Below are 23,591 nucleotides of genomic sequence, written 5' to 3' on the forward strand. Positions count from 1 at the left end.
CGGTTGAACCAGCCGGCCAGTTGCCCCAGTTCGTCCCGGTTGGCGTACGCCAGGCGCCGAGTCAAATCGCCTTCTCCGCTGGCGATGTCTTCAAGCATGTGCGCCACGCCCAGGATCGGCCGCGTCACGCTGCGGGCCATCAGCCACACCAGGATCAGGCCGATGACCGCCGCCAACAGGCCGAGGCCGAGTTCGAGCAGCGTGCCACGGGCATTGTCGGCATCCAATTGCGCCTTCAACGCTTGGGCGGGGCCCACCAGCACGTGTTCCGGCACATCCAGCAGCACGCCCCACAGCTTGCCGTCGGGGATCGGCGCGAAGGGCGCGAGCACCTTGAGCTGATGGTCGGTACGCACGCTGCGGGTCTGTGGGCCGCTGGCCAATGCGCTGATCAACTGCGCGCCGCTGACGGTGTCGACCTGGTCCAGGCGTTGGCTCAGCTTGCCGGCATCGGCGCTGTAGCCGGCCAGCACACCGGTGGGGCTGAGAATGCTGACCTGGGTCTGGCCGTCATAGAGCTTCTGGCTGGCTTGCTGGCTGACGGCCTGCAGGCTGTTGAGGTTGATGTCCACCGACAACGATGCGATGACTTTGCCGTTGACGGTCAACGGAAACACGATGCTGGTCATCAGCACGTTGTGGCCGTCGATCACATAAAAGTAGGGTTCGATCACGCAGGGCTTGAGCGTGGTGCGCGGGCAGGTGAACCAGGCGTTGGCTTTTTCGCCGCTGGAGCCGACGCGGGTGTCGGTCATGTCGCTTTCCGGCAGCGCCATCGAGGTGAGCGTTCCCGGCGTCGGCTGCGACCAGTAAAGGGCGAAGCGCCCCTTGTCGTTGCTGCCCAGCTCTGCCTGACCGGCGAACAATTCGTCCTTGCCGTCCAGGGCATTGGCTTCGAACACCAGGGAAATACCGAGCAGTTCCGGGTTGGCCTGCAATGCCGCCCTGACCTGGCGGGTCAGGTCTTCGCGGGTGTCAAAGGCGTCGAGGAAGCGTTTTTCGGCCTGTTCACGCAAAAACAGCACCTGGCGGGAAAAACCATGGCCGTATTGGTAGGCGTCCATGAACTGGCGACGAATGCCCAGTGCCTGCGCTTCGCCCTGGGCCTCAATGCGCGCCTGCGCGGCGGTATCGAGCATGTGCATGCTGGCGGCCTGAACCTGCTCCGAGCTCTGCGCCATGCGGTACAACGACAACCCCACCAGCAGGGTCACGATCCCCAGCAGGCAGAGGCCGGCGAGTAGGGTGATTTTCCATTGAATGGAGAGTTGTCTAAGCGACATCGGTACATCCTTACCTGAACACACAGAGAAAGGCGTATCGGCCGCCACAGACGCTTCTTTATTCAAACGTTCAATTTAAACCTGAAATCGGCGTCGTTTTTTGACATGTGGCCCCGCCTGCTGCAAAGTGCGCGCCCTCTAATAAGACCTCCTTTAAAGCCTGCACGCGGGTTTCCAGCCAACGGCCACCCAGGCGTGGGCATGCCTGTTTTTTATGTTTCTGCTTGAGGTAACCATGATTAACGCAGTCATCGCCGCGGTCGGCACCATGCTGGTGCTCAGCCTGTCCCGTGTGCATGTGGTCATCGCCATCATCGTCGGCGCCCTGGTGGGTGGCTTGACCGGTGGCCTGGGCATCGAGGCCACGCTCAAGGCGTTCAACGGCGGCCTGGGCGGCGGGGCGACCGTGGCGTTGTCCTACGCGCTGCTTGGAGCGTTCGCGGTGGCGATTGCCAAGTCCGGCCTGGCCCACGCGTTGGCCGACAAGGCGCTGTTGCTGGTCGACCGCCAGGAAGCCAGCGGCGGCAGCCACGTCAAATGGCTGTTGATCGGCCTGCTGGGGGGGGTGGCGATTGCTTCGCAGAACATCCTGCCGATCCACATTGCGTTTATTCCGCTGCTGGTACCGCCGCTTCTTTATGTGCTGACCAAGCTGCAACTGGATCGCCGTCTGATTGCCTGTGTGATGACCTTCGGTCTGATCACCCCCTACATGTTCCTGCCGGTGGGCTTCGGCAATATCTTCCTCAACCAGATCCTGCTGGCCAATGTGGCCAACGGCGGCGTGGACATCAGCCAGGTCAACGTGACCCACGCCATGAGCCTGCCGGCCCTGGGCATGGTGGTCGGCCTGCTGGTGGCGGTGTTTTTCAGCTACCGCAAAAAGCGCGTGTACGACCTGAAGAAAATCGAGCGGGTCGAGCAAGTGGCGGTGCAGTACAACCCACTGACCCTGCTGGTGGCCGGCCTGGCGATTGCTGCGGCGTTCATCATTCAACTGTGGCTGGACTCGATGATCATCGGCGCCCTGGCCGGCTTTCTGATCTTCTCGGTGTCGGGCATCGTGCGCTGGCGCGACACCGATGACCTGTTCACCGAAGGCATGAAAATGATGGCCATGATCGGCTTCATCATGATCGCCGCCTCAGGCTTTGCCGAGGTGCTCAAGGCTACCGGCGACGTGCGTTCGCTGGTGCAAGCCTCGGCGGCCTATATCGGGCACAGCCGTGGCGTCGGCGCTTTGCTGATGCTGCTGGTGGGCTTGCTGGTGACCATGGGCATTGGCTCGTCGTTTTCCACGGTGCCGATCCTCGCCGCGATTTTTGTGCCGCTGTGCGTGCAGTTGGGATTCAGCCCGATGGCCATCGTGTGCATCGTCGGCACGGCGGGCGCGTTGGGCGATGCCGGCTCGCCTGCGTCGGACTCCACCCTGGGCCCGACCTCCGGCCTGAACAGCGACGGCCAGCACCACCACATCTGGGACACCGTGGTGCCGACCTTTCTGCACTACAACCTGCCATTGCTGGCCTTTGGCTGGCTGGCCGCGATGACGCTTTGATCCTTGTTGTCCGCCCTCGTGGCTATCTGTGAGGGAGCTGCGGTGGTGAATGGGGCTTGTTGTGGTGAGCGGGCCATATCAGATTCCCCCAACAAGCCCACCCACAAACACATTGCCGTCTACAGAACCTGCGCCCGCGGCCGATATACCTCTCAAGTCGCCCAATAAGAGAGAAAAGCCATGCGTCTGAGTCTGAAGGCCAAAGTCCTGTCCCTCGCCGTTGTACCGGTGTTGCTGTTTGCTCTGGTGATCAGCCTGACCACCGTGTGGATTCTCCAGGGGCAGGCGCGCAATGAGGTGGATGAAACCCGCCAGCGCCTGCTTAACGATGCCAAGGCCACGCTGCAGAGTTATGTGGAAGTGGCCATGACCACCATCAAGCCGCTCTACGACGCGGCTGCGCCCGGCGATACGGCCGCCCGGGCCCAGGTGGTCAAACTGTTGTCCAACACCAGTTACGGCAAGGACGGCTACTTCTTCGGCTACGACTCCGAGACTATCCGCCTGTTCAAAGGCAACAGCCCCGATGGCGTGGGCAAAAGCTTCAAGGACAACCGCGATCCCAACGGCGTTTACGTCAACCGCGATCTGGTCAAGGTCGGCAAGGACGGCACGCACTACCTGCAATACAGCTCGACCCAACCCGGTCAGACCGAACTGGTGCCCAAGATGGGCTACACCGAATACCTGCCCAAATGGGACATGGTGATCGGGACGTCGGTCAACCTTGATGGCATCGAAGCCCAGGTAGCAGTGGTCGAGGCCAAGGTCGAAAAACGCATGGAAGGCGTGTTGTTGAGCATCCTGGGCTTGGCCGTGGTGGTGCTGCTGGTGATCGCGGCTGCCGGCATGCTGCTGGCCAATACCATCCTGCGGCCGCTGCATTTGATGAAAGCCAACCTCGATGACATTGCCGCCGGCGAAGGCGATTTGACCCGCCGCCTGGCCATCACCAGTCAGGATGAGTTGGGCGACCTGGCGGGGGCGTTCAACCGCTTTGTCGACAAGATCCATGGTCTGGTGCGCCAGATCACCGAAATGACCGCGCAATTGACCGGGCTGGTGGGCCAGGTGTCCGACCAGGCCCAGCGCTCGGAGCAGGCCATGGAGCGTCAGCGCCATGAGACCGATCAGGTGGCCACCGCGATCAACCAGATGTCTTCCGCCGCGCAAGAAGTGGCACGCAGCGCCCAGGGTGCATCGGTGGCGGCGCAACAGACCGACGCCGAAGGCCAGGCCGCCAAGCGCGTGGTGGACGGCAGCATCGCGCAGATCCATGCGCTGGTGAACGACATTCGCAGCAGCGGCGTGTCCCTCGACAGCTTGCAGCAGGATGTGTCATCGATTGTCAGTGTGCTCAGCGTGATCCGTTCGATTGCCGAACAGACCAACCTGCTGGCCCTCAACGCTGCCATCGAAGCTGCGCGGGCAGGCGAGGCCGGCCGTGGTTTTGCGGTGGTCGCCGACGAAGTGCGCGCCCTGGCCAGTCGCACCCAGACCAGCACCCAGGAAATCCAGGGCATGATCGACCGCCTGCAAAAAGGCACCGAAGCCGCCGTGGACGCCATGCGCCGCTCCAGTGATGCCGGCGACGGCACCTCGGCCAAGGCCAACGAAGCCGGGGCGTCGCTGGACACCATGGCTCAGTTGATCGGCACCATTAACTCCATGAACGCACAGATCGCCAGCGCGGCCGAGCAGCAGACTGCGGTGGCCGAAGAGATCAACCGCAGCGTGCATCAGATTGCCGTGGCAGTGGACACAGTCGCCGATGAAACCCAACTGGGCGCCCAAACTTCTCGCAGCCTGGCGGACCTTGGTCAGCGCCTCGGGCAACTGGTCGGTCAGTTCAGGATCTGAAGCCGTCAGACGTCACGCATTAACAGCGCGAAACGCAGGTCCATCTGCGCGGGCACAGGTATATACACCGTGTGCCCGTCTCCCGGCGCCACCTCGATGGCTTCCCCCTTGCTGCTGTGCAAAGTGTCCAAATCAAAGTGAAAGTTGCCGGCCGGGCTCATCAGTTCCAGGTGATTGCCCACGGCAAAGCGGTTTTTCACCTTGACCTCGGCCAGCTCACCGCGACGCTCGCCGGTGAACTCGCCGACAAACTGCTGGCGCTCGGAGACTGAGCTGCCGTTCTGATAGTTCTGGTACTCATCGTGCACATGGCGGCGCAGGAATCCTTCGGTGTAGCCGCGCTGGGCCAGGGATTCGAGATTGGTCATCAGGCTGAGATCAAAGGCGCGACCGGCCACGGCATCGTCGATGGCCTGGCGATACACCTGGGTGGTGCGCGCGCAGTAGAAGTGCGACTTGGTGCGGCCCTCGATCTTCAGCGAATGCACGCCCATGTGGGTCAGGCGCTCCACATGCTGCACCGCGCGCAGGTCCTTGGCGTTCATGATGTAGGTGCCGTGCTCATCCTCGAACGCGGGCATCTGCTCATCGGGGCGGTTGGCCTCCTGCAACAGGAACACCTGGTCGGTCGGCGTGCCGATGCCCAGGGTCGGTTCCGGCTGGTATTGCTGAACGATATCCCCCGTGGCGTTTTCCACCGCCGGCGTGGCCTGGTATTTCCAGCGGCACGCGTTGGTGCAACTGCCTTGGTTGGCATCGCGTTTGTTCATATAACCCGACAGCAGGCAGCGCCCGGAATAGGCCATGCACAACGCGCCGTGCACAAACACCTCCAACTCCATGGCTGGCACCTGCTGGCGGATGTCGTCGATCTCCTCCAGGGACAGCTCGCGCGAGAGAATCACCCGGCCAATCCCTTGCTGCTGCCAGAACTCCACACTGGCCCAGTTCACCGTATTGGCCTGCACCGACAGGTGAATCGGCATCTGCGGGAAGTGCCGACGCACCAGCATGATCAACCCGGGGTCGGACATGATCAGCGCATCCGGGCCCATGGCAATCACCGGGGTCAGGTCCTTGAGGAAGGTTTTGAGCTTGGCGTTGTGCGGGGCGATGTTGACCACCACATAGAAGCGCTTGCCCTGTGCATGGGCTTCATCGATGCCAAGAGCGAGATTGGCATGATCGAACTCGTTGTTGCGCACGCGCAGGCTGTAACGCGGCTGACCGGCGTACACCGCATCGGCGCCATAGGCGAAGGCGTAACGCATGTTTTTCAGGGTGCCGGCAGGGGCGAGCAGTTCGGGGGCGATGACTGGGGGCATGGGCTTGGGTCGCAAAAAGGCGCGAGGGTAGTGCAAGCGACACCGGGCTTTATTGATCTGCGTCTACGCTTAGCGCAACAAAGATGGCACTCCCAGGATTTGCGGTGGACTAAGCACCGGGACGCACACGCGCGGCCTGCTTTTTTGACATGGATCGGACATGAATCAAACTAACCTGCAATTCAAAACCCTGCTGTTGCTGCTGGCGCTGGTGACCATCGCCTTCATCTGGATATTGCTGCCGTTCTACGGCGCGGTGTTCTGGGCGGTGATCCTGGGAATCATCTTTGCGCCGATGCAACGTCGACTGCAGCAACGGTTTGGCTGGAACCGCAACCTGACCTCCCTGACCACGCTGACGGTGTGCCTGGTGATCGCAATCTTGCCGGTGATCATCACCAGCGCCTTGCTGGTGCAAGAGGGGGCGACGCTCTACAAGAACATTGAGAGCGGCAAGCTCGACGTGGCCAGTTATATCGAGCAGTTCAAGCACTTCCTGCCGCCGTACTTCCAGCATTTGCTCGACCGCTTCGGTATGGGCGACCTGGACGGGCTGCGCGAGAAAATCGTCAAAAGCGCGATGCAGGGAAGCCAGTTCTTCGCTACCCAGGCGTTCAGCTTCGGCCAGGGTACGTTCGATTTCCTGGTGAGCTTTTTCATCATGCTGTACCTGCTGTTCTTCCTGCTGCGCGACGGCCCGGAACTGGTGCGCAAGGTTCGCACCGCAGTGCCGCTGGCCGAGCCGCAGAAACGCCGGTTGCAGCTCAAGTTCAACCGGGTGGTGCGCGCCACGGTCAAGGGCAACGTGCTGGTGGCCGTGACCCAAGGCGCGTTGGGCGGTTTGATTTTCTGGTTCCTGGACATTCCCAGCGCGTTGCTCTGGGCGGTGTTGATGGCCTTTCTGTCGCTGCTGCCGGCGGTGGGCGCGGGGATTGTATGGGCGCCGGTGGCTGCGTATTTCCTGCTCAGTGGTTCGATCTGGCAGGGCGTGGTGCTGGGCTTGTTCGGTGTGTTTGTGATCGGGTTGGTGGACAACGTGCTGCGCCCGATTCTGGTGGGCAAGGACACCAAGATGCCGGACTACCTGATCCTGATCTCGACCCTGGGCGGCCTGTCGGTGTTTGGCCTCAACGGATTTGTGATCGGGCCGCTGGTGGCGGCGCTGTTCATCTCCAGTTGGGCGCTGTTTGTCGAAAGCAAACCGCGGGTCAAACTGCCATTGCCGTAACCTCAGGCGTGCAACCGGAAGCGGGTGGCTTGCTGCAGTTGTTGTTCGGCGGCGGACAAGGACGTAAGCGGGCCGCTGATGGCCTCGCCATCGCGTACCAGGTACCAGCAGGCGAGCACACCCAGAGCGCGAAGCGGGGCGGGGACGGCGCTGCCGATGACGGACATGATTTGAACAGTGGGCATAGATACCTCCAATCGCAATGGAGGTCACCTTACGGGGGCGGGCGGCTCAGGAAAAATCACCTGGCTCGATAGTCGACATCAACGCCAGGCGTCAGTCGACCACCTGATCAAGCATGCTCACCACTTCCTGCTCATTGAGCAGGCCCTTGCGCACCAGATTTTCTGCCAGCAACGCCAGAAACTTCGCGCTGCGGTGGCCTTCCAGGTGCTTGAGTTCAGTGAGGGCGCTATAGACCTTGCTGGACGTACAGAGGCCAGCGGTGCGATGCGGGTTTTGTGTGGGCATGGTCAGTCGTCCTTGTTGTTATTGGGTGGACAGGAAGGATAGTGAAAGCGTGTCGTGACACAAACATGACAGCGCCGGGCCCCGTGGGGCAAGTAGACTTTCGACTTGAATAATGTGGGATTTTGGCCGGGGCATTGTTCTCAGAGCGACCTTGGAGCGATAAAACCGGACGTCACACGCAAAAAAAGGCCCCGCCGAAGGCGAGGCCCGGTTTCAGGCGTGATGCGCAAGGCTTACCAGCCGCGACGGTAATAACCATGGGGCGGGCCGTAATACCCACGCGGCGGGCCGTAATACACCGGTGCCGGGCGGTAATACACCTGTTGCTGCACATACACCGGTGGTGGTGGGGCGTAATAGACCGGCGGCGGTGCGGCATACACCGGCTGCGGCTGCACGTAGACCGGCTGTTGCACATAGACCTCACGGGGTTGGCTGGCAACCACGGAGCCCACCACGGCGGCGCCGACCAGGGCACCCAAGGCGGCCGGCCCAGCCCATCCACCACCGTGGGCGGAAGCCTGGCCTGCCATCGCGAGTGCACCCACCAGCAAGGCGATCTTGGGGATTGTACGAATCATGGTCATTCCTCGGTTAGCCCCTGCGCTTGTGGTCTGCAATCAATAGACTCAAGTAATGTCGCGGGGATACTTTTAAGACAACGTATTTCTGAAAAACAGCACGGCCGCAAGGTAAAGGTTGTGTAAGGTCTGTACCGATTTGCTTACTCAAAGGAGTTATCCATGCAGATGCACCCCAACAAGGACACCCAGCTGTGCATGTCGCTGTCGGCGCGTCCCGGGAATTTCGGCCTGCGCTTTCATAACCACCTGTACGAACAGTTGGGTCTGAATTTCTACTATAAGGCGTTCAGCAGCCAGGACTTACCCGGCGCGATCGGCGGTATACGCGCATTGGGCGTGCGGGGCTGCGGGGTGTCCATGCCCTTCAAGGAAGCGGCCATTGTCCTGGTGGACGAACTGGACGATTCGGTTCAAGCCATCGACTCGTTGAACACCATCGTCAACACCGACGGCCACCTCAAGGCCTATAACACCGACTACATCGCCATCGAGCAACTGCTGAAAAAACACGCAGTGCCGCAGGCGTCGACCTTTGCCCTGCACGGCAGCGGAGGCATGGCCAAGGCCGTGGCCAGTGCCTTGCGTGATGGTGGCTATGCCAACGGCGTAATTGTGGCGCGTAACGAAGCCACAGGGCGCAAATTGGCGCAGAACCTGGGTTATGCGTGGCAAGCCGAACTGGGAGAATTACGCCCGCAGATGTTGATCAACGTAACGCCGATCGGCATGACTGGCGGGCCTGAGGCGCACGCGCTGGCATTTGACGCTGATGCTGTTGATAACGCCGAGACGGTGTTTGATGTGGTGGCGATCCCCGCCGAAACACCATTGATCGTGCGAGGGCGGGCCCAGGGCAAGCGGGTGATCACTGGCCTGGAAGTGATTGCGATCCAGGCGTTGGAGCAGTTCGTGCTGTACACCGGCGTTCGGCCGACCCAGGAACAGTTCGAAAAGGCCGTGGCGTTTGCCCGAAGCTGAAGAAAGAGGGTTGAGCCATGTGGGAAGGGGCAGGCCACCTCCCACATTTTTTACCGAGTCAGGCCTGTTCCAGCTGTGCGAGGCGCTCCTCCAATGCCGCGATCCGCGCTTCCAGTTCTTCAATGCGCTCCACAGGCACACCAGCCCCACGCTCCACCGGATTGCCCCGCGCGGCCATGATCACCTCGATATCGGCCGGGTCCCCCAGCGCATGGGTGTAACGGTCTTCGCGCTGCCCCGCCTGACGCGGTACCAGCAGCGCCAGCCCGCGCGAGATCAGGCGTTCGAGCTGATGCACCACTTGCTCGGCATCTTCAAAGTCGTGCATGCGTGCGCTGCGGGTCAGCAGCTCGTTGACGGTCTGCGGGCCGCGCAGAAACAGCAGCCCGATCAGAATCACCTGTGCTGGCACCAGCTCCAGGGCTTTGTCCACGCGGTGTTCCCAACGGTCGGCGCGGCTGCCCATCACCAAGCGCGTAAAGCCTTGGCCCTCGAGCGCGCGCAGGCTCTGGCCGACCTGGCCCTGGGTCAGGTTCATCACCGGCTCGCGGCTGGTCTTCTGGTTGCAGGCCAATACCAGGGCATTGAGGGTCAGGGGGTAGGTTTCCGGGTTGGTCGCGTGTTTTTCGATCAGGCAGCCCAGAATGCGGATTTCCGTGCTGTTCAGGCGCGGCTCAGGGGTGTCGGTGTCGTGCTCGGCGGTCATCGCGCGTTCCCTATGCAGTGAAGCCCACTAGCCTAATCCTGAAAAAATAAAAGACAAGCGGCAGGCATGGCTATAATCGCCGCTGGTTCCAACCCTGCCATTACCGATGAGACTGTCATGACTATTTCCCTGTACGCCGCCTCCATCCCAGTCTTCAAGCAAATGCTCAACGCCCTGAGCGATGTGCTGAACAAAGCCGAAGCCCACGCCACCGCCAAGAACATCGACCCTGACGCCTTGCTGCAAGCGCGCCTGTTCCCCGACATGTTTCCGCTGGTGCGCCAGGTGCAGATCGCCGTCGACTTCGCCAAGGGCGTATCCGCCCGCCTGGCTGAAATCGAAGTGCCGAAATACGAAGACAACGAAGTGACCTTCGCCGAGCTGCAAGCGCTGATCGCCAAGGTCCTGGCATTCGTCGATACCATCACGCCAGCACAGATCGACGGCAAGGAAGGCATCGAGATCATCACCCGCCAGGGCACGCCTAAAGAGAAGCGCTTCAGCGGCCAATCCTACCTGCTGACCTACGGCCTGCCGCAGTTCTTCTTCCATGTCACCACCACCTACGCCTTGCTGCGTCACAACGGTGTGGAAGTGGGCAAGCGTGATTACATGGGCGCTTTCTAAGCACCGCTCACAAAAAAAGCCCAGGGTGGTTCAATCAAGAACCACCCTGGGCTTTTTTGTATCTGGTTAAGCCGCCTGTTCGCCCTTGCCCAGGCACGCGGCAGCGGTGAACAGCACGTCGGTGGAGGAGTTGAGTGCGGTTTCCGCAGAATCCTGCAACACACCGATGATGAAACCGACAGCCACGACCTGCATGGCGATTTCACTTGGGATACCGAACAGGCTGCAGGCCAGGGGGATCAGCAGCAGCGAGCCGCCGGCCACGCCCGAGGCGCCGCAGGCACAAACGGCGGCGACCACACTCAGCAGCACGGCGGTTGGCAGATCAACGCTGATGCCCAGGGTGTGCACGGCCGCCAGCGTCAATACCGTGATGGTGATCGCGGCCCCGGCCATGTTGATGGTGGCCCCCAGTGGAATCGACACTGAATAAGTGTCTTCATGCAGGCCCAGGCGCTTGCTCAAGGCCAGGTTCACCGGGATGTTCGCCGCCGAACTGCGGGTGAAAAACGCGGTAATACCGCTTTCACGCAGGCACATCAGCACCAGTGGGTAGGGATTGCGACGCAGCTTCCAGAACACGATCGCCGGGTTGACCACCAGTGCCACGAACAGCATGCAACCGATCAGTACCACCAGCAGGTGCGCGTAGCCGAGCAGTGCGCCGAAGCCGGAGGTGGCCAGGGTCGACGCGACCAGGCCGAAGATACCCAGCGGCGCAAAGCGGATCACCACACGTACGATCAGGGTCACGCCGTTGGACAAATCGTCCAGCACGGTGCGGGTGGTAGCGCCCGCATGGCGAATGGCGATGCCCATACCGATGGCCCAGGCCAGGATGCCGATGAAGTTGGCGTTCATCAGTGCGCTCACCGGGTTGTCCACCACGCTCAGCAGCAGGCTTTGCAGCACCTCGCCGATGCCGCCCGGCGCGCTGACGGTGACGTCATGGCTGGCGAGTACCAGCGACGACGGAAACCACATGCTGGCAACCACCGCCACGACGGCTGCGGCAAAGGTGCCGAGCAAGTACAGGAACAGAATCGGTTTGATATGGGTTTCCTGGCCGTGCTTATGGTTGGCAATCGACGCCATCACCAACACAAACACCAGGATCGGCGCCACAGCTTTCAACGCCGTAACAAACACCTTGCCAATAAAACCGGTAGCCCTGGCGGCCTCGGGCAGGAGCAGGGCCAGCAGAATCCCGGCGATCAGGCCGATGACGATTTGGGTGACCAGGCTGACGCGCATCAGTCGTTGTAACAGGGTGGGGGCAGCAGTCATAAACAGTTGTCTCTAGTTTTTTTAATAGGACGCAGCAGTACGGGCGGAATGTTCTGTAAGAAACAGGGCGCGAAGTCTAGCATGCCGCTGCCAACGGCCCGACCTGTGCGGCATTCGGTCACCCGCGCCCAGGCCGGGCTGCGTCCATGGTGTTCTGCGGGTTCATGATCGCGGGCATGGTGGCGCTGGTGCCGGCGATTCACTCCGGCGTTGGCCCTGGCGGCGGCAATGGCCGTGTGGTTCGTCACCCAGGCCGCGATGTTTCTGGTCAGCCATGTGCGACTGATGAAGGCCGCGCCCCATGCCCCGGCCTTTGCCGCGTCGCTGAACATTGCCCGGGCAACCTGGGCATTGGTCTGGGGGCGTTGGTCGGCGGGCATGTGATCGACACTTTTGGCCTGGGCAGACTGGGGTTTGCAGCATCCGCGTTTATCCTGGTGTCGATCCTGCTGGCGCTATGGTTGATGACTGCCAGACAACCGGTCGCGTCCAGCGCCTGACCGGTCAGGGCAGGGCGGTAAACAACTCGCGCCGTGCGCCCTCGGTAATCGCCACAATGCCGGGATGCTTGACCTTGCGCTCCACCGAGATCGCGTAGAACGACTCGGTGACTGCATCGGTCTGGCCGATCAACGCCACGCCGTACTGGCGCACAACCTCATCGGCGATCACGCTGGGGGCGATAAAAATCCCGCTGCCGGATTGGCCAAACGCTTGCATCAGGGCGCTGTCGTCGAATTCACCGATGATTTTCGGTTGGATCTGCTGCTCGGCGAACCAGCGCTGCAAACGGCTGCGTACCACGGTCTCTGCGCCTGGGATCAGCAACGGCGCGCCTTGCAGGCATTGTGGGAAATCGCCGCGATGGCGGTCAGCCAGTGCCTGGGTGGCGAAAAAACTGATGCCGCATTCGCCCAGCTTCTGGCTGTAGCCCTTGATGTCCAGGTGCGTGGGCATGGGGCTGTCGGAAATCACCAGGTCCAGGCGCTGGATCGCCAGGTCGGCCAATAACCGTTCGAGTTTGTCTTCGCGACAGGTGATACGGATCGGCTCGCTCAACTCCATGGTCGGTGCGATCAGCCGGTAAACGATGGACTTGGGCACCACATCCGCGACGCCGACGCGAAACACAATCTGCTGTTCATTGGGTTGCGCGCGCAGCATGGCCTCCAATTCATTCCCGGTCTGGAACATCTGTTCGGCGTAGGGCAGGGCCTGACGCCCGGCTTCGGTGAGTTCAAGCTGGCGGCCGACCCGTTGAAACAGCGCGATACCGAAGGTTTGCTCCAGCAGGCTGATCTGTCCGCTGATGGTCTGGGGGGTGAGGTTCAACTGCTCACAGGCGCGCACGATGCTGCCGGTCTTGGCCACTACCCAAAAGTAATGCAACTGTCGGTAATTGAGCATCGGTGTAGTCACTTCGTAAAAACCGAAGTATAAGCGAAAAAAATACGAATTTTCCTGAAGTGTTTGCCTGCATAGAATGCCTCGCTATCGCGGGGCCACTATTTGGACCCAATGGTTCTAACGAGGAATACATCATGAAACTCAATTCTCTCGGTGCGGCGTCGTTGCTTGCGCTTTCATTAGTGATGATCAGCGGTTGCGATCAGGTGGAAAAAAGCGCACAGCAGGTGCTGGGCAAAGCCACTGAGTCGGCCAAGCAAGCCATCGATGACACCCACAAGGCCGCCGAGCAGGCATTGAGTGAAGCGACTCAAGGCTTGATCACGCCGCAAAAAAAGGACGATCAGCAAGAACAAGCGTCTGAATCGAACAGCAAAGAAGCCTAATTTCCCAGCACAACGTCAGGACTGAACCATGGATTACCTTTTACAACTGGCTGCCAGCCCCACGGCCTGGGTCGCACTGGCCACCTTGATCGTCATGGAAATCGTGCTGGGCATCGATAACCTGATCTTCATCTCGATTCTCACCAACAAGTTGCCCGAGCAGCACCGGGCCAAGGCACGGCGCATCGGTATCAGCATGGCGCTGATATTGCGTCTGGGCCTGCTGAGTACCATCGCGTTTATCGTGCAACTCACGGCGCCGGTGTTCGAGGTGTTCGGCCAGGCGTTTTCCTGGAAGGACATGATCCTGATCGCCGGCGGCCTGTTCCTGGTGTGGAAGGCGACTACCGAGATCCACCACAGCATGGATCCGGAGCCCGAAGAGAAAGCAACGGTTGGCAACGCCGTGACCATTGGTTTCGCGGCGGCCATCGGGCAGATCCTGTTGCTTGACCTGGTGTTCTCAATCGACAGCATCATCACGGCGGTGGGCATGACCGAACACTTGCCGATCATGATCATTGCCGTGGTGACCTCGGTGATTGTGATGCTGGTGGCGGCTGAACCGCTGGCCAAGTTCATCAACGATAACCCGACCGTGGTGATGTTGGCCCTGGGCTTCCTGATCATGATCGGTATGACGCTGATCGCCGAAGGCTTCGGTGCCCATGTGCCAAAAGGCTACGTCTACGCGGCCATGGCCTTCTCGGCAGCCATCGAGTGCTTGAACATCGCGCGGCGCAACCGCCACAAGCGTTTGCTCGCTGCCCGCCAGTAAGCGTTGAAACAAACAGGCCGGCTGTGCTCACAAGAGCCCAGCCGGCCTTTTGCTGTCTGGTAGAATCCCGTCCACTTGATAGCTTGAGGTCCACCATGAACGAGCCGATTCGCCTTACCCAGTACAGCCACGGCGCGGGTTGCGGCTGCAAGATCTCGCCCCAGGTACTGGAAGTGATCCTCGCTGGCAGCGGCGCGCAGAACCTCGATCCCAACCTGTGGGTCGGCAACGCCTCGCGCGACGATGCTGCGGTGTACGCCATCGACGACGAGCGCGGCGTGGTGTCCACGACCGATTTTTTCATGCCGATTGTCGATGATCCGTTCGACTTTGGCCGTATCGCGGCCACCAATGCCATCAGCGATATCTACGCCATGGGCGGCGACCCGTTGATGGCCATCGCCATTTTGGGTTGGCCGGTGAACGTGCTGGCGCCCGAGATCGCCCGTGAGGTAATCCGTGGCGGCCGCGCGGTCTGCGATGCCGCCGGTATTCCCCTGGCGGGCGGCCACTCCATCGACGCGCCGGAGCCGATCTTCGGCCTCGCCGTGACCGGCATCGTGCAAAAACGCCACATGAAACGCAACGACACGGCCACCGCCGGCTGCCAGCTGTACCTGACCAAGCCCCTGGGCATCGGCGTGCTCACCACCGCCGAAAAGAAGGGCAAGCTGCGCGAGGCCGATATCGGCCTGGCCCGCGACTGGATGTGCACCCTCAACAAGCCGGGCAGCCGTTTCGGCAAGTTGGCTGGCGTGACCGCCATGACCGATGTCACCGGTTTCGGCCTGTTGGGGCACTTGGTGGAAATGGCTGACGGCAGTGGTCTCACGGCGCGCATTGAATATGAAAAAGTCCCACGCCTGCCTGGGGTTGAGTACTACATTGACCAAGGCTGCGTACCCGGTGGCACCTTGCGCAACTACGACAGCTACGCCCGCAAGCTGGGGCGTCTGCAGGAGTTGCACAAGCGCGTGCTGTGCGACCCACAGACCAGTGGCGGCCTGTTGATCGCCGTCACCCCGGAAGGCGACGCCGAGTTCCACGCCGTGGCGGCGGAACTGGGACTGAGCCTTGAGCCGATCGGCGCCCTGGTAGAGCGACAGAGCAACGCGGTAGAGGTGTTTTGATGGCGACTGATATCACCGATTACCGCGACATCTTCCTCAACGACCGGCCAATGATGGACACCCGTGCGCCGGTCGAATTCGCCAAGGGCGCCTTTCCCGGTGCGATCAACCTGCCGCTGATGAGCGACGACGAGCGTCAGCGGGTGGGCACGTGCTACAAGCAGCAGGGTCAGCAAGCCGCCATCGTGCTGGGGCACGAGTTGGTGTCCGGCACGATCAAGGCCGAGCGTATCGAACAGTGGGCTCGGTTTGTGCAGGCCAATCCCAATGGCTACCTGTACTGCTTTCGTGGCGGGTTGCGCTCGCAGATCGTGCAGCAATGGTTGAAAACCGAAGCCGGTATCCACTACCCGCGCGTTGGGGGCGGCTACAAAGCCATGCGAACGTTCCTGGTGCAGACCATTGAGCAGGCCACCGCCGAGTGCGATTTCGTGTTGCTGGGCGGCATGACCGGCACCGGTAAGACTGAAGTGCTGGGGCAGTTGCGCAATGCACTGGACCTGGAAGGCCACGCCAACCATCGCGGTTCCAGTTTCGGCAAACGCGCTACGACGCAACCTTCCAACATCGACTTCGAGAACCGCCTGGCAGTGGACTTGCTGAAAAAACGCGCCGCCGGTATCGAACAATTTGTGGTCGAGGACGAAAGTCGCATGATCGGCAGCTGTGCGCTGCCATTGCCGCTGCACAAGGGCATGCAGGGCTATGGGATGGTGTGGCTGGAAGACAGCCTCGAGGGGCGTGTCGAGCGCATCCTTCGCGATTATGTGGTCGACCTGTGTGCTGAATTCATTACGGTGTTTGGCGAAAACGGCCACGTGTTATTCGCCGAACGCCTGACCCAGAGCCTGGCCAATATCCACAAACGCCTGGGCGGCGAACGTTTTCAACGGTTGCAGGCGATCATGCAGGACGCCCTGGCGGAACAGGCGCGCAGCGGCGCCGTGGACCTGCATCGCGGCTGGATCGAAGGATTATTGCGTGAGTACTACGACCCGATGTACGCCTTCCAGCGTGAAAGCAAAGGCGCACGTATCGAGTTTGCGGGAGAGCAGGCGGCCGTGATCGCCTACCTGCGCGAGCGCGCCGTGGTCAAAGGATAACGGCCCCGATCAACCCGCACACCACGCCCACCAGCATGGTCAACCCAGCCACCGTCACCAGCACCCGCGCATCGAAATCCTTGCGCAGCATCAGCAGTGACGGCAGGCTCACGCTCGGCAGGGTCATCAGCAGGGCGACGGCGGGGCCGGTGCCCATGCCCAGGGCCATCATGGTTTGGACGATAGGAATTTCTGCTGCGGTAGGAATCACAAACAGCGTGCCCACGATCGCCAGCGGGACCAGCCATACCAGGCTGTTGCCAATGGCGCCGTCCACATGGGGGAACAGCCACACCCGCGCCGCGCCCAGCACCAGCACCGCCAGGATGTAAATCGGGATGGTGCTCCAGAACAGCTGCCACAGGGTGCGCAACCAGCGGCTCAGGAACGGTTGCGACTCCAGGGTGCTGACGTCGGCCACCGCCTCCAGCGCCGCTTCCGGCACCTGCTCCGGCCTGGCGATGCGCTGCGCCACCAATGACACGCCCACCACCAACACAATCCCCGCGACCAACCGCAACGCGGTAAAGCCCCAGCCCAGCACGAACCCCATGAACACCAGCGTGGCCGGATTGAGCACCGGGTTGCCGATCCAGAAGGCTAGCGCCGCGCCTACCGACACCTGCTGGCGGCGCATGCCCGCCGCTACCGGTGCTGCGCAACAACTGCACATCATTCCCGGCAGGGCGAACAGCCCACCGCGCACCGTTGAGCCCAGCCCGGCACGGCCGAACAGACGCAGCAGCCAGTCGCGGGGGATCAGTACTTGCAGCAGCGAACCGAGGATTACCGCGAGCACCGCAGCTTTCCAGATAGCCAGGAAATACACCTGGGCATAGGCCAGCGCCGCCGCCAGGGGCGAGCTTTGCTGATCATTGAGAATCGAGGCGCCGATGCTGTGGTTATCCGCCGCGACAAACGCCTTGAAGTAGTAGGGCGACCACTTCACGTAGTAAAGGCCGACGCAGGCGACCAGCAGGAACAGCGCTGGTTTCCACCAGAACGACCAGCCCCGGTTGGGCTGGGTGGACATGAGGTTGGACATGGTGTTGATCCGTAGATGAGTCAATAGCGCCGCATCATACGCTGTCAGCTATCGGCACTCACCTGCGTTGGTTCAGGGCAGGTTTCGTCACCGTCGTTCAAGCCCTGTTTGTAGTTGCGGCTCAGCAGCGAGGCCTTGCCGTTGTGCCAGGTCAGCGTCAACACATACAGCGTGTCGTAGTCACTGCCGGCCCAGTCGTCGGTGATCGTATGTTTTTCGCCGGAAGCTTCACTCGCCACCTTGTTGATCAACTCCGGCAGGTACCCATGGGACCAGGCGGTGTAGATCGTAGCGTTGTGGTATTTGTCTTCGACCAGTTCATCGGCCAGGTCGCTGGTGTCATTGGCCGAAAACTTGATGTTCACCGGCAGGCCCAGCTTGATGGCGCTGGGGCTGATGGTCATCAGCGGGCGAATGTAGCTGTAGGAATTGTCCAGTTCACCTTCCTCGACATTTCGCGTCGGGTTGGCGGCAAATACAAAGTTGGCCTTGCCGAATTTTTCCGGGAGCAGGGTGGCCAGGTTCATTGCCCGGTTCAGGCCCTGGCAATTGAGCTGGCCCAGGCCGCCGGCCGGTTTTTCAGCGTGGCGCAGGAACACCAACGTCTGCACGCCGTCCACGGGCTGGGCGCGGCTTTCGCGGGCGTCGAGGGCGGCGACCATGGCACCGCTGACCAGCAGCAGCGGCAACATGATGTAGGAATAGCGTTTCAGACGTTGCACAAGGCGCAGAGGCTTGATCTTCATTATAGGTTCGAGTCTTCATGCGTCACGTTAAGGCGGACAAGCCTGGCCCCAATGACGCCTGGGGCGTCTTGCGGTGTTCCCTGTCGATAAAGCGAGGTGCCTCCGTTCACCGTTTGAGCGCACTTAAGAGTGCGCGAAGGCGTATTGGTTCGCCCGCACGGGATAATAGCCGGCGGATGTTGCGCATTGATGACCCATGCAGGACACCGCTCAGATGACTATCATGGGTGCTTTCTGCCTCAGGGATTACCCCGATGAACTCACTCGCTGCCTTCCCGATCAATAGCAAATGGCCAGCCCAGCACCCTGAGCGCCTGCAACTGTACTCGTTGCCCACGCCCAACGGGGTCAAAGTTTCGATCATGCTCGAGGAGTTGGGCCTGCCCTATGAGGCGCACAAGGTCAGTTTCGAGACCCAGGACCAGTTATCTCCTGAGTTCCTGTCCCTGAACCCCAACAACAAAATCCCCGCAATCATCGACCCCGATGGCCCGGCCGGCCAGCCGTTGGCGTTGTTTGAGTCCGGTGCGATCCTGATCTACCTGGCGGAGAAAACCAGCCAATTGCTGGCAGAAGATCCGGCGACACGTTATGAAACGATTCAATGGCTGATGTTCCAGATGGGCGGCATTGGGCCGATGTTCGGGCAACTGGGGTTTTTCAACAAATTCGCCGGCAAGGATTACCCGGACAAACGCCCGCGCGACCGCTACGCCGCCGAATCCCGCCGCCTGCTGGGCGTGCTGGAAAAGCGCCTGCTTGGCCGCACCTGGATCATGGGCGACGAGTACAGCATCGCCGATATCGCCACCTTCCCGTGGATCCGCAACCTGATCGGCTTCTACGAGTCGGGTGACCTGGTGGGCATCGCCGACTTCCCTAATGTACTGCGCGCGTTGGACGGCTTTGTCGCTCGGCCTGCGGTGATTCGTGGCCTGACCATTCCGAGCTGACCGATGCCGACTTTCGATTTCAAGCAACTGGATGTGTTCAGCAGCGTACCGCTCAAAGGCAACCCGCTGGCCGTGGTGCTGGGCGCCGACAGCCTCAGTGATGAGCAGATGGCCGATTTCGCCAAATGGACCAACCTCAGCGAAACCACGTTTTTGCTGACGCCGCGCGATCCGCGTGCTGACTACCGGGTAAGAATTTTCACCACCTTGCAGGAGCTGCCCTTCGCCGGGCATCCGACGCTGGGCAGTTGTCACGCATGGCTGACGGCCGGTGGCATGCCCAAAGGCGAGGAGATCGTCCAGGAGTGTGAAATCGGCCTGGTGCGTATCCGGCGTCAAGGTGACGAGCTGGCGTTTATCGCGCCGCCGTTGTTGCGTTCGGGCCCGGTTGAACACGATCTGCTCGAACGCGTGCGCCAGGCGTTGAGCCTCGCGCCGGGAGCCATCGTGCGCAGCCAATGGGTGGATAACGGCGCTGGCTGGCTGGCGGTGATGTTAGCCGATCGTAAAGCGGTACTCGATCTGCAACCGGATTATGCGCAACTGCTCGGCCTGGCGGTCGGGGTGATCGCACCCTGCAATCCGGCGCATGACGACATGGACGCGCAATTTGAAGTGCGTGCCTTTGTCGCCGGCGACGGCGCACCGGAAGACCCGGCCACCGGCAGCCTGAATGCCGGTGTGGCCCAATGGCTGCTGGGTGAAGGTCTGGCGCCGGAGCGCTATGTGGTCAGCCAGGGCACGGCCATGGGGCGTGCGGGGCGAATCCGCATCGAACGCCAGGGCGAGCAAATCTGGGTCGGCGGCGCTGTCGCGGTGTGTATCGACGGGCGTCTACAGCTCTAGATCAATGAATTGTTACGGTGCGCGCAATACACTGTTGGGCCCCCGGCGTTTGTGCTGTCGGGACCTGGGGCATAAGCTTTCGCCCCAAAGTCTTTTGTCTTACGTCAGGAAAACCATGACCAGCCAGTTCCCCCAAGCCCGCCCACGCCGCCTGCGCCGCTCCCCGGAGCTGCGTGGTTTGTTCCAGGAAACCGAGTTCACACTCAACGATTTGGTGTTGCCGATTTTCGTTGAAGAAGAAATCGACGACTTTGTGCCCATCACCAGCATGCCGGGCGTGCAGCGCATTCCTGAGAAGAAGCTGGCCGCCGAGATCGAGCGCTACGCCCGAGCCGGCATCAAGTCGGTGATGACCTTTGGGGTGTCCCACCACCTGGACGCCAGCGGCAGCGACACCTGGAAAGAACGCGGCCTGGTCTCGCGCATGTCCTCAATCATCAAGGACGCTGTGCCGGAAATGATCGTGATGTCCGATACCTGTTTTTGCGAATACACCGACCACGGCCACTGCGGCGTCATGCACGGCGCCCATGTCGACAACGATGCGACCTTGGTCAACCTCGGCAGACAAGCCGTGGCAGCGGCCCGCGCCGGTGCCGACGTGATCGCACCGTCTGCCGCCATGGACGGCCAGGTCCAGGCCATCCGCCGCGCCTTGGACGACGCCGGTTTCACCCACATCCCGATCATGGCCTACTCGACCAAATTCGCGTCGGCCCTCTACGGCCCCTTCCGCGAAGCCGGCGGCAGCGCACTCAAGGGCGACCGCAAAAGCTACCAGATGAACCCGATGAACCGCCGCGAAGCCGTGCGCGAATCGCTGCTCGACGAACAGGAAGGCGCGGACGCCCTGATGGTCAAACCGGCCGGTGCCTACCTGGACATCATCCGCGACATCCGCGAAGCCTCACGCCTGCCGGTGGCGGCATATCAGGTAAGCGGTGAATACGCGATGATCAAGTTCGGCGCCCAGGCGGGGGCGATTGATGAGGACCGCGTGGTTCGCGAGACCCTGGGCTCGATCAAACGGGCGGGTGCGGATTTGATTTTTACCTACTTTGCGATGGATTTGGCGTTGGCTGGGGTCTAAGGACGCCGTTTATCCCCTGTGGTAATGGAATGGACGCCCCCTTCCTAACGGCATCTATGTGCCAAAGTGAAGGTGTTACCCACACTTAACGGAAGGGAGCGTCCTCATGAAGCTTTCGACTGTTTCGATTGATTTGGCAAAAACCGTATTCCAGTTGCATGGCGTCCGCTTGGCAAACTGGGGGCGTCCATGTATGAGCGGGCTTACTTATCACAGGGGGCGGAACGCGATCTTTCATATTTATTTTGAACAATGCTTAGTTGAATTTTTTGTAATCCTGCGCACCTAATGACGCCAACCATTTATTGAAGAAGTCAACTTGCTCCTGTGGGTTATTTGTCAGGTTTTTTTCTTCATAGTCAAATAAATGGACTATGTTGTGGTTGGTAGCATGTTGGCCTAGCGTCATTTCGTATGCGACAAGCCCAGCGCTCATTTGAGAACCCATTCTTGAGGGTTTAACATTTATTTTTGCCCCTTTGCATAAAAATGTTATATGCGGGAAATCTGCTCGGATTTTTGCGAAGCAAACATACAGATCTTTTCCTTCATAAATTTTTTTAAAGTTTTCGGCTTCTGAAAATGTCATGGTGAGTTTCGTTGCGTCATATTTGACGGTGACCTGTTTGTGTTCGTTGTTGATTATTGCTTTTATATTTTCGGTTTTCATTTTATTACCTGTTGGGGTTTGGTATGGAATATCCAACGTAAGTTCCATCAGCTTTTAATGGGGTGGCGCCTAGTATATCCCCAGTGTCAGGATAGTTGTCGCCTCTCCGATGTTTCCTGAAAAAACGTCGGGGGCGGAAAGAGACTACGCGTGTCGTACTATTCACCAGAACGTAGAGCCACATTGTTAAAAATGTTGATTCCCCCGCAGAGCCTGACGATGGCCGAAGTTTCTCGGCGCGAAGGGGTCAGCGAAATGTCACTTTCCAACTGGCGCAAGCAAGCCAGGGCTGAAGGAAGTGTAGTGTCCGACACGAAGCAACCCTACGAGAAATGGTCAGCCGAAACCAAGTTCGCCGTCGTCCTTGAGGCTGCCAGTCTGTCTGAAATTGATCTGGGCGAATACTGCCGTCGCAAAGGGCTTTATCCCGAACAGATAGCAACTTGGCGGCAGGCTTTCATCAGCGGTCAGAAGCCTGAAAAGGCTGCGCTAAAAGATGATCGCGAGCAATCTCCGCCGGTGCCCGCAAAGCGATGGCCTGCCAGGAAGTGGGGCTGTCGCTCAGGACTCTGCAACGCTGGACAGTGGTCCAGGAACTTCAAGCCGATGCTCGAACGACGGCCTTTCTCCCTGTGCCGCGCAACGCTCTAAGTGAAGCGGAACGAGAGGCTATCGTGACGTTGTGCAACAGCCCAACTTACGCGCACTTGACGCCAAGCCAGATCGTTCCACGCCTGGCTGACGAGGCGCGTTATCTGGCGTCTGAAGCGACGTTTTATCGGGTCTTGCGGGCTGCGGGCCAGCAGCAACATCGAGGTCGTAGCCAACGACCTCGGCGGCACGCAGCCCCGACGACGCATGCTGCTCATGGGCCTAATCGGGTGTGGTAGTGGGACATCACGTATTTGCCATCGCCGATACGAGGCAAGTATTACTACTTGTATTTGATCGAGGATATTTACAGCCGTAAGGCCGTTGGCTGGGAAGTTTATGAAGAGGAAAGTGGCGAGAAAGCAGCGGCGCTGCTGCACGAACTGTACGAACAAGCACGAAAGAAGAGCCCGGAGCGCTGGTCAGGACAAACGCGAAACTGGAAGCCAGTAGGAACGGTACTGCTGAATCCGGATCGGGAGCTGCACGTGGAGAAAAAAAGCGGCATAGTTAGACGGTTGACGCGACAACAACCTTGAAAAACGCCGGGATATCTTTATCCGATGTTGACGCTAAATATTTGGGTGACGTTAACTGTGGATGTATTCGTACACTCCTGTGTGGGGGATTTCATTGATGTCTAAGGAGCTGATCGCATGTTTTAGTCTGGATGCATGTATAGAATGACATATGACTTGAGCGACACCATGCGTTTCAGTGTCATAAAGCCTGAATGCCAAATTTTCTTCATCTGTCAATATTAATTCCAAGTCGTTCGTTGTGGGGATGCATTTTAAATGACTTAGTCGCTGCCACAATAGCTCTGTCTGGTGGTCTTGTTTTGTCATTAGGGTTATATGGCGACGATATGTCTTTAAC

At 60.2% G+C, this 23,591-nt stretch carries 22 protein-coding genes and 3 pseudogenes; 14 read left to right on the top strand and 11 right to left on the bottom strand.

The annotated features are described in order from the left end of the window. Positions 1 to 41: 41 nt before the first annotated feature. Positions 42 to 1,283 (bottom strand): annotated as a pseudogene (locus tag PSH59_RS26270) (chemotaxis protein); the annotation flags it as partial. Positions 1,284 to 1,521: 238 nt separating this feature from the next. On the opposite strand from PSH59_RS26270, the gene PSH59_RS09690 reads away from it, so the two are divergent. Further along, complete coding sequence (locus PSH59_RS09690) at positions 1,522 to 2,841, top strand: Na+/H+ antiporter family protein (RefSeq protein ID WP_305395286.1); 1,320 nt, start codon at positions 1,522 to 1,524, stop codon at positions 2,839 to 2,841. Positions 2,842 to 3,021: 180 nt separating this feature from the next. Continuing rightward, a complete protein-coding gene (locus PSH59_RS09695; RefSeq protein WP_305394904.1) occupies positions 3,022 to 4,701 on the top strand; it encodes a methyl-accepting chemotaxis protein in 1,680 nt (559 codons plus the stop codon). 5 nt (positions 4,702 to 4,706) lie between these two features. Here PSH59_RS09695 and yegQ read toward each other — a convergent pair whose 3' ends face one another. Next, positions 4,707 to 6,026: a tRNA 5-hydroxyuridine modification protein YegQ gene (yegQ, locus tag PSH59_RS09700; protein WP_305394905.1), complete on the bottom strand. Its 1,320-nt coding sequence runs from the start codon at positions 6,024 to 6,026 to the stop codon at positions 4,707 to 4,709. A 160-nt stretch (positions 6,027 to 6,186) separates the two neighbouring features. Between yegQ and PSH59_RS09705 the strand changes: the two genes are divergently transcribed. Next, positions 6,187 to 7,254: an AI-2E family transporter gene (locus PSH59_RS09705; protein WP_248081249.1), complete on the top strand. Its 1,068-nt coding sequence runs from the start codon at positions 6,187 to 6,189 to the stop codon at positions 7,252 to 7,254. A gap of 2 nt (positions 7,255 to 7,256) precedes the next feature. Here PSH59_RS09705 and PSH59_RS09710 read toward each other — a convergent pair whose 3' ends face one another. From PSH59_RS09710 to PSH59_RS09720, 3 genes are all read right to left on the bottom strand, one after another. Then, positions 7,257 to 7,439 carry a hypothetical protein gene (locus PSH59_RS09710; protein WP_248081251.1) on the bottom strand — a complete coding sequence of 61 codons (183 nt, stop codon included), beginning with the start codon at positions 7,437 to 7,439 and terminating at the stop codon, positions 7,257 to 7,259. Between the two features lie 91 nt (positions 7,440 to 7,530). Beyond that, the gene (locus PSH59_RS09715) at positions 7,531 to 7,725 is read right to left on the bottom strand and encodes a hypothetical protein (protein ID WP_003173044.1); all 195 of its coding nucleotides are present in this window, start codon (positions 7,723 to 7,725) and stop codon (positions 7,531 to 7,533) included. A 233-nt stretch (positions 7,726 to 7,958) separates the two neighbouring features. Beyond that, on the bottom strand, positions 7,959 to 8,312 hold the full coding sequence (locus PSH59_RS09720; RefSeq protein WP_034096854.1) for a hypothetical protein: 354 nt from the start codon (positions 8,310 to 8,312) through the stop codon (positions 7,959 to 7,961). A 156-nt stretch (positions 8,313 to 8,468) separates the two neighbouring features. Here PSH59_RS09720 and PSH59_RS09725 point away from each other — a divergent pair, with 156 nt between their 5' ends. Beyond that, the gene (locus tag PSH59_RS09725) at positions 8,469 to 9,287 is read left to right on the top strand and encodes a shikimate 5-dehydrogenase (RefSeq protein ID WP_305394906.1); all 819 of its coding nucleotides are present in this window, start codon (positions 8,469 to 8,471) and stop codon (positions 9,285 to 9,287) included. 58 nt (positions 9,288 to 9,345) lie between these two features. Here the strand turns inward: PSH59_RS09725 and PSH59_RS09730 are convergent, their stop codons facing one another. Then, entirely contained in the window at positions 9,346 to 9,993 is a 648-nt protein-coding gene (locus tag PSH59_RS09730) for a YceH family protein (RefSeq protein WP_248081257.1), read from the bottom strand. A gap of 117 nt (positions 9,994 to 10,110) precedes the next feature. Here PSH59_RS09730 and PSH59_RS09735 point away from each other — a divergent pair, with 117 nt between their 5' ends. Continuing rightward, complete coding sequence (locus PSH59_RS09735) at positions 10,111 to 10,620, top strand: DUF1993 family protein (protein WP_248081260.1); 510 nt, start codon at positions 10,111 to 10,113, stop codon at positions 10,618 to 10,620. Between the two features lie 66 nt (positions 10,621 to 10,686). Here the strand turns inward: PSH59_RS09735 and sstT are convergent, their stop codons facing one another. Continuing rightward, positions 10,687 to 11,907 carry a serine/threonine transporter SstT gene (gene sstT / locus PSH59_RS09740; protein ID WP_305394907.1) on the bottom strand — a complete coding sequence of 407 codons (1,221 nt, stop codon included), beginning with the start codon at positions 11,905 to 11,907 and terminating at the stop codon, positions 10,687 to 10,689. 140 nt (positions 11,908 to 12,047) lie between these two features. Between sstT and PSH59_RS09745 the strand changes: the two are divergent. Then, a pseudogene (locus PSH59_RS09745) lies at positions 12,048 to 12,407 on the top strand (MFS transporter); the annotation flags it as partial. A gap of 4 nt (positions 12,408 to 12,411) precedes the next feature. On the opposite strand, the gene nhaR reads toward PSH59_RS09745, so the two are convergent. After that, positions 12,412 to 13,314: a transcriptional activator NhaR gene (nhaR, locus tag PSH59_RS09750; RefSeq protein ID WP_017526765.1), complete on the bottom strand. Its 903-nt coding sequence runs from the start codon at positions 13,312 to 13,314 to the stop codon at positions 12,412 to 12,414. A gap of 134 nt (positions 13,315 to 13,448) precedes the next feature. On the opposite strand from nhaR, the gene PSH59_RS09755 reads away from it, so the two are divergent. From PSH59_RS09755 to mnmH, 4 genes are all read left to right on the top strand, one after another. After that, positions 13,449 to 13,700 carry a hypothetical protein gene (locus PSH59_RS09755; RefSeq protein ID WP_248081267.1) on the top strand — a complete coding sequence of 84 codons (252 nt, stop codon included), beginning with the start codon at positions 13,449 to 13,451 and terminating at the stop codon, positions 13,698 to 13,700. Between the two features lie 28 nt (positions 13,701 to 13,728). Continuing rightward, a complete protein-coding gene (locus PSH59_RS09760; RefSeq protein ID WP_248081270.1) occupies positions 13,729 to 14,478 on the top strand; it encodes a TerC family protein in 750 nt (249 codons plus the stop codon). Between the two features lie 95 nt (positions 14,479 to 14,573). Next, positions 14,574 to 15,608 (top strand): selenide, water dikinase SelD, encoded by a 1,035-nt coding sequence (gene selD, locus PSH59_RS09765; protein WP_305394908.1) that lies wholly within the window; start codon positions 14,574 to 14,576, stop codon positions 15,606 to 15,608. Then, entirely contained in the window at positions 15,608 to 16,711 is a 1,104-nt protein-coding gene (mnmH, locus tag PSH59_RS09770; protein WP_305394909.1) for a tRNA 2-selenouridine(34) synthase MnmH, read from the top strand. The genes selD and mnmH overlap by 1 nt, the downstream gene beginning before the upstream one ends. Here the strand turns inward: mnmH and PSH59_RS09775 are convergent. Further along, the gene (locus tag PSH59_RS09775; protein ID WP_248081275.1) at positions 16,701 to 17,756 is read right to left on the bottom strand and encodes a permease; all 1,056 of its coding nucleotides are present in this window, start codon (positions 17,754 to 17,756) and stop codon (positions 16,701 to 16,703) included. The two genes, mnmH and PSH59_RS09775, sit on opposite strands and share 11 nt — an antisense overlap. Positions 17,757 to 17,800: 44 nt before the next feature. Beyond that, the gene (locus PSH59_RS09780; RefSeq protein ID WP_248081278.1) at positions 17,801 to 18,502 is read right to left on the bottom strand and encodes a histidine phosphatase family protein; all 702 of its coding nucleotides are present in this window, start codon (positions 18,500 to 18,502) and stop codon (positions 17,801 to 17,803) included. A 254-nt stretch (positions 18,503 to 18,756) separates the two neighbouring features. Between PSH59_RS09780 and PSH59_RS09785 the strand changes: the two genes are divergently transcribed. The 3 genes from PSH59_RS09785 (at position 18,757) to hemB (ending at position 21,391) form a co-directional block, all read left to right on the top strand. After that, on the top strand, positions 18,757 to 19,455 hold the full coding sequence (locus PSH59_RS09785; RefSeq protein WP_305394910.1) for a glutathione S-transferase N-terminal domain-containing protein: 699 nt from the start codon (positions 18,757 to 18,759) through the stop codon (positions 19,453 to 19,455). Between the two features lie 3 nt (positions 19,456 to 19,458). Continuing rightward, on the top strand, positions 19,459 to 20,301 hold the full coding sequence (locus PSH59_RS09790) for a PhzF family phenazine biosynthesis protein (protein ID WP_248081284.1): 843 nt from the start codon (positions 19,459 to 19,461) through the stop codon (positions 20,299 to 20,301). A gap of 115 nt (positions 20,302 to 20,416) precedes the next feature. Beyond that, positions 20,417 to 21,391, top strand: coding sequence for a porphobilinogen synthase (hemB, locus tag PSH59_RS09795; protein WP_248081287.1), 975 nt, complete (start codon positions 20,417 to 20,419; stop codon positions 21,389 to 21,391). A gap of 256 nt (positions 21,392 to 21,647) precedes the next feature. Here hemB and PSH59_RS09800 read toward each other — a convergent pair whose 3' ends face one another. Beyond that, entirely contained in the window at positions 21,648 to 22,097 is a 450-nt protein-coding gene (locus tag PSH59_RS09800; protein ID WP_370694399.1) for a hypothetical protein, read from the bottom strand. A gap of 156 nt (positions 22,098 to 22,253) precedes the next feature. Between PSH59_RS09800 and PSH59_RS09805 the strand changes: the two are divergent. Then, a pseudogene (locus tag PSH59_RS09805) lies at positions 22,254 to 23,251 on the top strand (transposase). Positions 23,252 to 23,591 lie beyond the last annotated feature (340 nt).

This window comes from Pseudomonas sp. FP2309 (genome assembly GCF_030687575.1).
Taxonomy (GTDB): domain Bacteria; phylum Pseudomonadota; class Gammaproteobacteria; order Pseudomonadales; family Pseudomonadaceae; genus Aquipseudomonas.

Coding starts and splice junctions, on each gene's coding strand:
- selD (WP_305394908.1), top strand. CDS start 14,574: ATGAACGAGCCGATTCGCCTTACCCAGTACAGCCACGGCGCGGGTTGC.
- PSH59_RS09780 (WP_248081278.1), bottom strand. CDS start 18,502: ATGAAGATCAAGCCTCTGCGCCTTGTGCAACGTCTGAAACGCTATTCC.
- PSH59_RS09715 (WP_003173044.1), bottom strand. CDS start 7,725: ATGCCCACACAAAACCCGCATCGCACCGCTGGCCTCTGTACGTCCAGC.
- PSH59_RS09790 (WP_248081284.1), top strand. CDS start 19,459: ATGCCGACTTTCGATTTCAAGCAACTGGATGTGTTCAGCAGCGTACCG.
- PSH59_RS09720 (WP_034096854.1), bottom strand. CDS start 8,312: ATGACCATGATTCGTACAATCCCCAAGATCGCCTTGCTGGTGGGTGCA.
- hemB (WP_248081287.1), top strand. CDS start 20,417: ATGACCAGCCAGTTCCCCCAAGCCCGCCCACGCCGCCTGCGCCGCTCC.
- sstT (WP_305394907.1), bottom strand. CDS start 11,907: ATGACTGCTGCCCCCACCCTGTTACAACGACTGATGCGCGTCAGCCTG.
- PSH59_RS09695 (WP_305394904.1), top strand. CDS start 3,022: ATGCGTCTGAGTCTGAAGGCCAAAGTCCTGTCCCTCGCCGTTGTACCG.
- PSH59_RS09760 (WP_248081270.1), top strand. CDS start 13,729: ATGGATTACCTTTTACAACTGGCTGCCAGCCCCACGGCCTGGGTCGCA.
- PSH59_RS09705 (WP_248081249.1), top strand. CDS start 6,187: ATGAATCAAACTAACCTGCAATTCAAAACCCTGCTGTTGCTGCTGGCG.
- PSH59_RS09710 (WP_248081251.1), bottom strand. CDS start 7,439: ATGCCCACTGTTCAAATCATGTCCGTCATCGGCAGCGCCGTCCCCGCC.
- PSH59_RS09775 (WP_248081275.1), bottom strand. CDS start 17,756: ATGTCCAACCTCATGTCCACCCAGCCCAACCGGGGCTGGTCGTTCTGG.
- yegQ (WP_305394905.1), bottom strand. CDS start 6,026: ATGCCCCCAGTCATCGCCCCCGAACTGCTCGCCCCTGCCGGCACCCTG.
- PSH59_RS09755 (WP_248081267.1), top strand. CDS start 13,449: ATGAAACTCAATTCTCTCGGTGCGGCGTCGTTGCTTGCGCTTTCATTA.
- mnmH (WP_305394909.1), top strand. CDS start 15,608: ATGGCGACTGATATCACCGATTACCGCGACATCTTCCTCAACGACCGG.
- PSH59_RS09785 (WP_305394910.1), top strand. CDS start 18,757: ATGAACTCACTCGCTGCCTTCCCGATCAATAGCAAATGGCCAGCCCAG.
- PSH59_RS09725 (WP_305394906.1), top strand. CDS start 8,469: ATGCAGATGCACCCCAACAAGGACACCCAGCTGTGCATGTCGCTGTCG.
- nhaR (WP_017526765.1), bottom strand. CDS start 13,314: ATGCTCAATTACCGACAGTTGCATTACTTTTGGGTAGTGGCCAAGACC.
- PSH59_RS09730 (WP_248081257.1), bottom strand. CDS start 9,993: ATGACCGCCGAGCACGACACCGACACCCCTGAGCCGCGCCTGAACAGC.
- PSH59_RS09735 (WP_248081260.1), top strand. CDS start 10,111: ATGACTATTTCCCTGTACGCCGCCTCCATCCCAGTCTTCAAGCAAATG.